General features: G+C 56.2%; 6 protein-coding genes. 3 read left to right on the top strand and 3 right to left on the bottom strand.

Annotated features, from left to right (window positions below; all coding sequences use genetic code 11):
- Positions 1-1,106 (bottom strand): sensor domain-containing diguanylate cyclase (locus tag VI895_10905; GenBank protein ID HLG20308.1); only part of this gene is annotated, 1,106 nt, incomplete at its 3' end.
- A gap of 46 nt (positions 1,107-1,152) precedes the next feature.
- Here VI895_10905 and VI895_10900 point away from each other — a divergent pair.
- Positions 1,153-3,576 (top strand): protein kinase, encoded by a 2,424-nt coding sequence (locus tag VI895_10900; protein HLG20307.1) that lies wholly within the window; start codon positions 1,153-1,155, stop codon positions 3,574-3,576.
- Here the strand turns inward: VI895_10900 and VI895_10895 are convergent.
- On the bottom strand, positions 3,571-4,350 hold the full coding sequence (locus VI895_10895; protein HLG20306.1) for a cyclic nucleotide-binding domain-containing protein: 780 nt from the start codon (positions 4,348-4,350) through the stop codon (positions 3,571-3,573). The two genes, VI895_10900 and VI895_10895, sit on opposite strands and share 6 nt — an antisense overlap.
- Before the next feature lie 18 nt (positions 4,351-4,368).
- Positions 4,369-4,881, bottom strand: a complete 513-nt coding sequence (locus tag VI895_10890) for a tetratricopeptide repeat protein (GenBank protein HLG20305.1) — start codon at positions 4,879-4,881, stop codon at positions 4,369-4,371.
- Positions 4,882-4,924: 43 nt separating this feature from the next.
- Between VI895_10890 and VI895_10885 the strand changes: the two genes are divergently transcribed.
- A complete protein-coding gene (locus VI895_10885; protein ID HLG20304.1) occupies positions 4,925-6,691 on the top strand; it encodes an acyl-CoA dehydrogenase family protein in 1,767 nt (588 codons plus the stop codon).
- A 20-nt stretch (positions 6,692-6,711) separates the two neighbouring features.
- The coding region (locus VI895_10880; protein HLG20303.1) for an FHA domain-containing protein at positions 6,712-6,915 on the top strand (204 nt) is incomplete at its 3' end.

Below are 6,915 nucleotides of genomic sequence, written 5' to 3'. Positions count from 1 at the left end.
ACCCGCGGCGGTTCGCCGACGCGAACGCAGTTCTTGCCGTCGGCTTTGGCGCGATACATCGCTTGGTCGGCCAAACGGATTAAAAGATTCTTTCGTTCCTTGGATGTGCCTCCGGAAGGCAGATGGTCGTGCAAAGACGACACGCCGATGCTCGCCGAAATAAGGTCCTTAAAATTAATAAACGAGCCGTCTTGTTCGCCCTGGTCGATCATGAACATCTTGCCCTTGATCGTGAGGCGGATCCGGTCGGCCACGTCGACGGCTCGCTCAAGATCGAGACCGGGCAAAATGGTGACGTATTCGTCACCTCCGTACCGGGCGATTGTGGCTTGATCGAGATCCACGGCTTCGCGTAACAAGAAGCCCACTTCTTTTAACGTTTGGCTGCCGACCAAATGGCCGTACTGATCGTTGATGGCTTTAAAATTGTCCAGATCAAGAAAAATCAGCGTGAGCGGGTACCGTTTTTCGTCGGCGCGAATGATTTCGGCTTCGAGCTGGCGATGAAAGAAACGATCGTTGAAAAGTCCCGTGAGATCGTCCCGCTTGGAAAGTTCCTTGCTCTTCCGGGCGTCCGTCGCGTTTTGAAACGATGTGGAGATATACCCGGAGAAAATTTCGACCAACTTGAGGTCCCGGAGCGTAAAACCGACCGGCTCCTTCTTGTTGTATAACACCAGCACTCCCACAATCGCGTTTTCGATCCGAAGGGGAGAAGTCACGAGCGTATCGATCGGATAGGGAAAATTCACTTTGTCGAGAACGATCGGCTCGCCCCGTTCCGCCTTTCGGACGGTCGCCTTGCCCAGCGTGTACGTTTCCCCGATGATCCCGGACGTCGCCGACACCTTTTTCCCCACGAGTTGAGAAGCGTTTTTGCCCGAAGCCGCGACGTAAACGAGATCGCCCACCGATTTCCCCTCATGCTTCCGCGTCGGCTCGTCGGCCAGGATCATCGATCCTTCGGTCGGGACGAATTCTCCAAGTTCCGACAGGATGCGAAGGAGCAACGTGTGGAGATAATCTTCGTACCGATCGATTTCAAACTTCCGGATTCGATCGATGAAGCGGGTGAGCCCTTCGGGCGGGAGGGAATGAATTTCCACTGAATTGATTGTATGCAGGGGGGAACCCCTTGTAAATTAAGGGAGCGTGGAAAAACTTCCCTCGTTTCTGGAGCCGATCGTTCGTTTGGGCGAAGGACTGGCCTCGCTGATCCCTATCCTCCCGGCGATTCCCTACCGGTCTCTGCTGATGGTGGCCGCCGCCGTCTCGTGCACGGGAGGAGCGATATCCAGTCTCTGGATTCTTTTGACCGGGCAAGGGCCGCCGAACCCGGCGGACCGTGTGCGTCGGGGTGATGAGCTGGCGCGAAAGGCTCAATATGCCTCGGCTCTCGAAGTCTTCGTCTCGGTCAACCAATATGCCCGAGCTTCGCAAATGGCGTTGAAGTTGGGGCGTACGGACGAAGCGATCTCCTTGGCGCTGGAGGGAAAGGATTTTCTGGCGGCGGGGAAGCTCCTGGCTTCTCTGCAGTGCTGGCAAGACGCCGCGCAAGCTTTCGACCAGGCGAATCGACCGGTGGAAGCGGGCGAGCATTGGGAACGCGCCGGCCGCCTTGATCTCGCCGCCGAACGGTACCAAAAATCGGGAAATTTACGAAAACTCGAGAGCGCTCTTACACGTCTGGGAAAACATCAAGAGGTCGCCGAACTTTATGCCGCGGAATACGAAAAGCTCAGTTCGTTGCTGGGGGCCAATCCACAGCCGAAGCAAGTCGAACAGGCCCGGACGGTGGCCCTGCACGCCGCCGAGGCGTATGTCCGCTCCAAGGATTATAAGAAGGCCTCGGATATTTACATTCGGTCCGGTCAAACTCTCAAAGCCGCGCAATGTCTCGAACAGGTGGGCGATTTGGTCCGCGCAAGCGATCTGTACCAGCAAGCCGGTAAGCAGGAGGACGCCGCGCGAATGCTGATTCGCGCCGGCCGATATGAACTGGCGGCGGATATTTACGACGAAATGGGCCGCTCCGAAGAGATTCCCAAACTTCTCGAGTTGGCGGGAAAGCCGAAGGAAGGGAGAGCGTTCGCGGCGCGCCTGGCGCTGGAGCGGAACGATACGAAAGAAGCGGCCGAGTTATTCGCCATGGCCGGAGAGGTGCGGGAGGCCGCGCCGTTGCTCGAACAGCTCGGAGAATACAACCGCGCGGCGCCGCTTTACGCCGAGGGGAATCTCCACGCCGAGGCGGCGGTCTGTTTTGAAAAAGCGGGCATGAGCGAACCGGCGGCCGTTCAGTTTGAACTGGCGCACAATTATTTCGACGCCGGGCGGATGGCCGAAATGACGGGTCAGATCGACAGGGCCATCTCCTTTTTTCAGCGGGTCTCGAAAGATGCGCCCGAGTATTCCAGGGCTGCGCATGCGCTGGGCCGCCTGTTCGCGCGGCGCGGAGCGCATCAGTTGGCCATCGCTAAATTGAGGGAGATCTGCAAAGACATGGAGCCGGACCGGGAAAGGATCGGCGCGTATTACGACTTTGCCATCGCGATGGAAGCCGCCGGAGATTTTCGTCAGGCCGCCATTTTGTACGACAAAATTCTGTCGATCGACTTTCACTATCAAGACGTTCTTGCCCGAAAGAAGAATTTGGAACGTTTAAATGAGCGCCCGCGACCCGAACCGACGAAAGTGTCTTTGACCGATGTTGCAACGGGTACGCAGGCGCATGAGACCATTTCCGGCGCGAGTCCGACGGCCGTATTCCACCCCCGGCAGGGAGCGATCTTCAGCGAGCGATACGAACTTGAGCGGCAGATCGGCAGCGGAGCGATGGGGGTGGTTTGGCTGGGCAAAGACCGAAAATTGGGTAGGCCGGTGGCGATTAAGTTCCCGCCGCCTTATCAGTACGCCCGGAACGAAGACGAAGAGATGTTCTTTCGAGAGGCACGTCTCGCCGCAAGGCTGGCGCATCCCCACATCGTCGGAATTTACGACGTGGGTAAATATCTCAACATGCTCTTTCTTGTGATGGAGTATGTGGACGGGGTCAATCTGCGCCAGCTTCTCGATCGAGGAACCGTCCTGGCGGTTCCCGTCGTGTGCAAAATCGGTATTCAGGTAACCGATGCCCTGGCCTATGCCCACGGCCACCAGATCGTTCACCGGGATATTAAATCGGCCAATTTATTGTTGACGAAGGACCAGGTGGTCAAAGTGGGCGATTTTGGCCTCGCGCGCGTGCTGGAAGGGGTCGAAATGGCGTCCACGCGGGCGGTCGGATCGCCGCTATACATGGCTCCGGAGCAGATTCAGGGGGGCACGTTCGATCATCGCATCGATCTTTATGCGCTGGGTATTGTGCTTTACGAGCTGCTCGTCGGAAAACCGCCGTTTACGGAAGGGGAGGTGGCGTACCATCATCTCCATACGCCGCCGAAACCTTTAGATCAGCTGCGCCAGGGGATTCCCGGGGAACTCCAAGGAATTGTATCCAAGCTACTTGAGAAAAACCCTGCGACACGCTACGGAACCGCAGCCGAAGTTCAAGTGGCACTTGAACTCTTATCTCTATGATTTAGCGACTTTGAACGACAGATCGACCTGTCCGAACGTGACTTTGGCGCCGTCCGTGAGCGTGATCGGCGTCCCCGGTTTAAGCCGCTCCCCGTGGACGAAGGTGCCATTTCGAACGCCCACTTCCTCGGTCAGGAGAAACTGGCCGCTCACCCGTTCCAATCGAGCGTGGCGCCGGGAGACCGATCGGGTTTTGTCGGCGAGGGTCAAATCAATATCGGGAACGATTTTGGTGACGGGGTCCTCCCGTCCGATCGTCGAAACTTCCTTATTGACCTGGAACGTTCCGGCGGCCTTGTCTCCCACGAAGCTCGCCAAAATCGCCCCGGGTGGGGTCACTTCGCTCGGCTTGGCCTTCACCGACTCGAGAATTTCCTGAATGCCCCGGTCCATCGCTTTGCGGTCCTTGAGTTCCATCTCCAGGCGCATCGTGGCGTCCCGCAGACGGGAGGCGTATTTCCGAATCATTCGAACGGCGATTTCGATATTGTTCTGAAGGAGCTTCTCGAAATTGCCGCTGTCCACTTTCAGGAGTTCGGAATCCTCCTCGATGATCGCCGTAGCCGTTCGGGGCATGTGGTCCAAGAGCGCCATCTCACCGAAGAAATCGCCTTTTTCCATGACCGCGAGAACCTCCGGCTTACCGTCGATGTCTTTTTGGATTCGAACGCGGCCGGAGTGCACGAAATACATTTCGTTCCCGGGATCCCCTTCAGTAAAGACGGTGTCGTCCCTGCGGAACTTGACGATGTACGGCGCCAGCTCGTTGGCCATGTCGTTAGACTACCGGAATCAACGGTGCTCGAAAAGATAACGCTCGGCCATGGCGAGCAGCCGGCTGTGCACCAGGGATTTGTCGTAGCGAACGCTGGATTCAAAGAACTGCGTCGCCCGATCCATGTCGTTGAGCGCGACGTACACCAGCCCGAGCATGTATTCGATCCGAAGATTCTCGCCCGAAAGTTCCAGGGCGCGGTGGAGCATTTGCTTGGAGCCCTCGTAGTCCTTGAGGGCGTAAAGAATTTCGCCTTTGACGAGATGGAGGAGGCCGTTTTTCGGCGCCAGCGCCAGGCTCGCATCCACGCATTTCATCGCTTCCTCGAACCGGCGCAATTCGGCCAGCGCCCATGCGCGCTGAATATGTGTGTCGATGCTCTTCGGATTCATCTGTTGAGCCGCTTCGATCGACATCAGGGCGGCTTCCATGTTGCCACGGCGGGCGAGACGATCCGCTTTTCGCAGCGCACATTCTTTCTTGAACCAGCCGAACATTCCCATAAAAAGTTGCCGATCAGAATTGGTCATTTGGAATCTGGCGTCCAGTGTTTTCTTCATCTACGATGGCTTCATGCCCGAGGCAGTACCAACGCCGGTCACCGATCAAGAAGCGGAAAGCAAAAGTTTTGCGAAGTCCTTGTTCGCCGGCCATATCCGGGAAGACATGGTCTTCCCGTATCCGGAGCCCAAGTCCGGAGAACGGGAAATGATTACGCTGGTCCTCGAAAACCTTCACAAGTTCGCCAAAGAGCATATCGACTCGGCGAAGATTGACCGGGAAGGACAAATTCCCAAAGAGGCTCTTGGAGCGCTGGCGGAAATGGGACTTTTCGGCATGCAGATCCCGGAAAAATATGGCGGGATCGGCCTGAGTCAAATAGCGTACGGCCGCGTGTGCGAGGAGATTGCATCGATCGATGCTTCAATCGCCGTGACACTCGGAGCGCATCAGTCCATTGGTCTTAAAGGATTGCTCCTCTTCGGCAGCGACGAACAAAAACAAAAATATCTGCCCCAGTTGGCTTCGGGAAAAATCATCGCCGCGTTTGCTTTGACGGAACCGGGATCGGGCTCGGACGCTTACAGCATTAAGACCCGCGCCGTTCGTCAGCCGGACGGGTCGTTCGTGTTGAACGGAAACAAGATCTGGATCACCAATGGCGGCCTGGCCGGTTTTTTTACCGTGTTCGCTAAAACCGAAATGGAATCGAAGGGAGAAACGAAGGATAAAGTCACGGCATTTCTCGTCACTCGTGACATGGCGGGTGTTTCGACCGGAAAAGATGAGCACAAGCTCGGGATTCGAGGTTCGTCGACGACCGAAGTCGCGTTTCAGAATGTTCGTGTGCCGGCGGAAAATGTTCTGGGTGAGCCGGGCAGGGGATTTAAGATCGCCATGGAAATTTTGAATTCCGGGCGCCTCGGTCTGGCCAGCGGGTGCGTCGGCGGTGCCAAGAGACTCTTGGCTCTGGCCACGCAGCACGCCACACAACGGCAGCAGTTTGGCAAGCCGATCGCTGAATTCGGTTTGATCAAGGACAAGCTCGGCCGGATGTCCATCGATATCTATGTCGCCGAATCGATCGCCTATCTTACCTGCGGAATGATCGACGCCGGTGTGGAGGATTACTCGATCGAGTCCGCCATTTGTAAGGTGTCCGGTTCGGAAATGGCCTGGAACGTGGCCAACGAAGCCACACAGATCGCGGGTGGCACCGGTTACATGGCGGAGTACCCGTACGAACGGATGTTGCGAGACGCCCGGATCAATATGATCTTTGAAGGGACGAACGAGATTCTTCGATGTTTTATCGCGCTCTCGGGAATGAAAGGGGTGGGGGAATACCTCAAAATCGTGGGGGAAGCGCTCAACGAACCGATCAAGTCGCTGGGGGTTCTTTACGATTATTTTGTGTCGCAAAAACTTTCAAGAACGCTCTCAAGTGACAAGTTCACCAAGGCTCATGCGGAAGTTAAACGAGAAGCGGAGTTTATTGAAAAGCATGTGCAAGAGTTGGTCGATGCTGTCGAAAAGTCGATTCGAAAGCATAAGAAGAAAATTTGGGAGAAGCAGTTCGTTCAGAAACGGATCGCCGACATCGCGATCGACCTTTATCGAATGACGGCGGTCGTCTCCAGGGTCAGCCGATCGATCGAATTAAAGGGTTTGAAGGCGGCTCAAACGGAACTGACGATGGTTCAGGCCTTTTGCGCCGAAGCCAATCGGCAGGTGACCCGCAATCTTCGGAACATGAATCGGAATGTGGACGAGCAGTTGAAAAGCGTGTCTGCGGAAGCATGTAAGGCGCAGGGGTATCCGGTTCCCCTTTATCCCTAGGTGACGTAAACTGGGTCCCGATGACGATGAAGCCGGCTGGTGGAGATGTTTGGGGAGTGGTTGCCGACGATCAAGCCGGAAAATCTCCCTTCGCCGTCGAAGTTTCTTTCGGAGGAAAGAAGATCCGGACGATTCGGTTGGAAACGGAAGTAACCTACATCGGGAGAATGCCGGAGAACCACGTGGTTTTGGATGACCCGCGGGTTTCTCGTTCCCACGCTCGG

The sequence above is a fragment of the Bdellovibrionota bacterium genome (assembly GCA_035292885.1).
Lineage (GTDB): Bacteria > Bdellovibrionota_G > JALEGL01 > JALEGL01 > DATDPG01 > DATDPG01.
Note: the sequence above shows the minus strand (reverse complement) of the source record. Positions and strands in the feature narration are given on the sequence as shown.

Excerpts from the sequence above, each read along its gene's own strand:
- VI895_10895 (HLG20306.1), bottom strand. The coding sequence starts at position 4,350 with ATGGCCAACGAGCTGGCGCCGTACATCGTCAAGTTCCGCAGGGACGAC.
- VI895_10890 (HLG20305.1), bottom strand. The coding sequence starts at position 4,881 with ATGACCAATTCTGATCGGCAACTTTTTATGGGAATGTTCGGCTGGTTC.
- VI895_10885 (HLG20304.1), top strand. The coding sequence starts at position 4,925 with ATGCCCGAGGCAGTACCAACGCCGGTCACCGATCAAGAAGCGGAAAGC.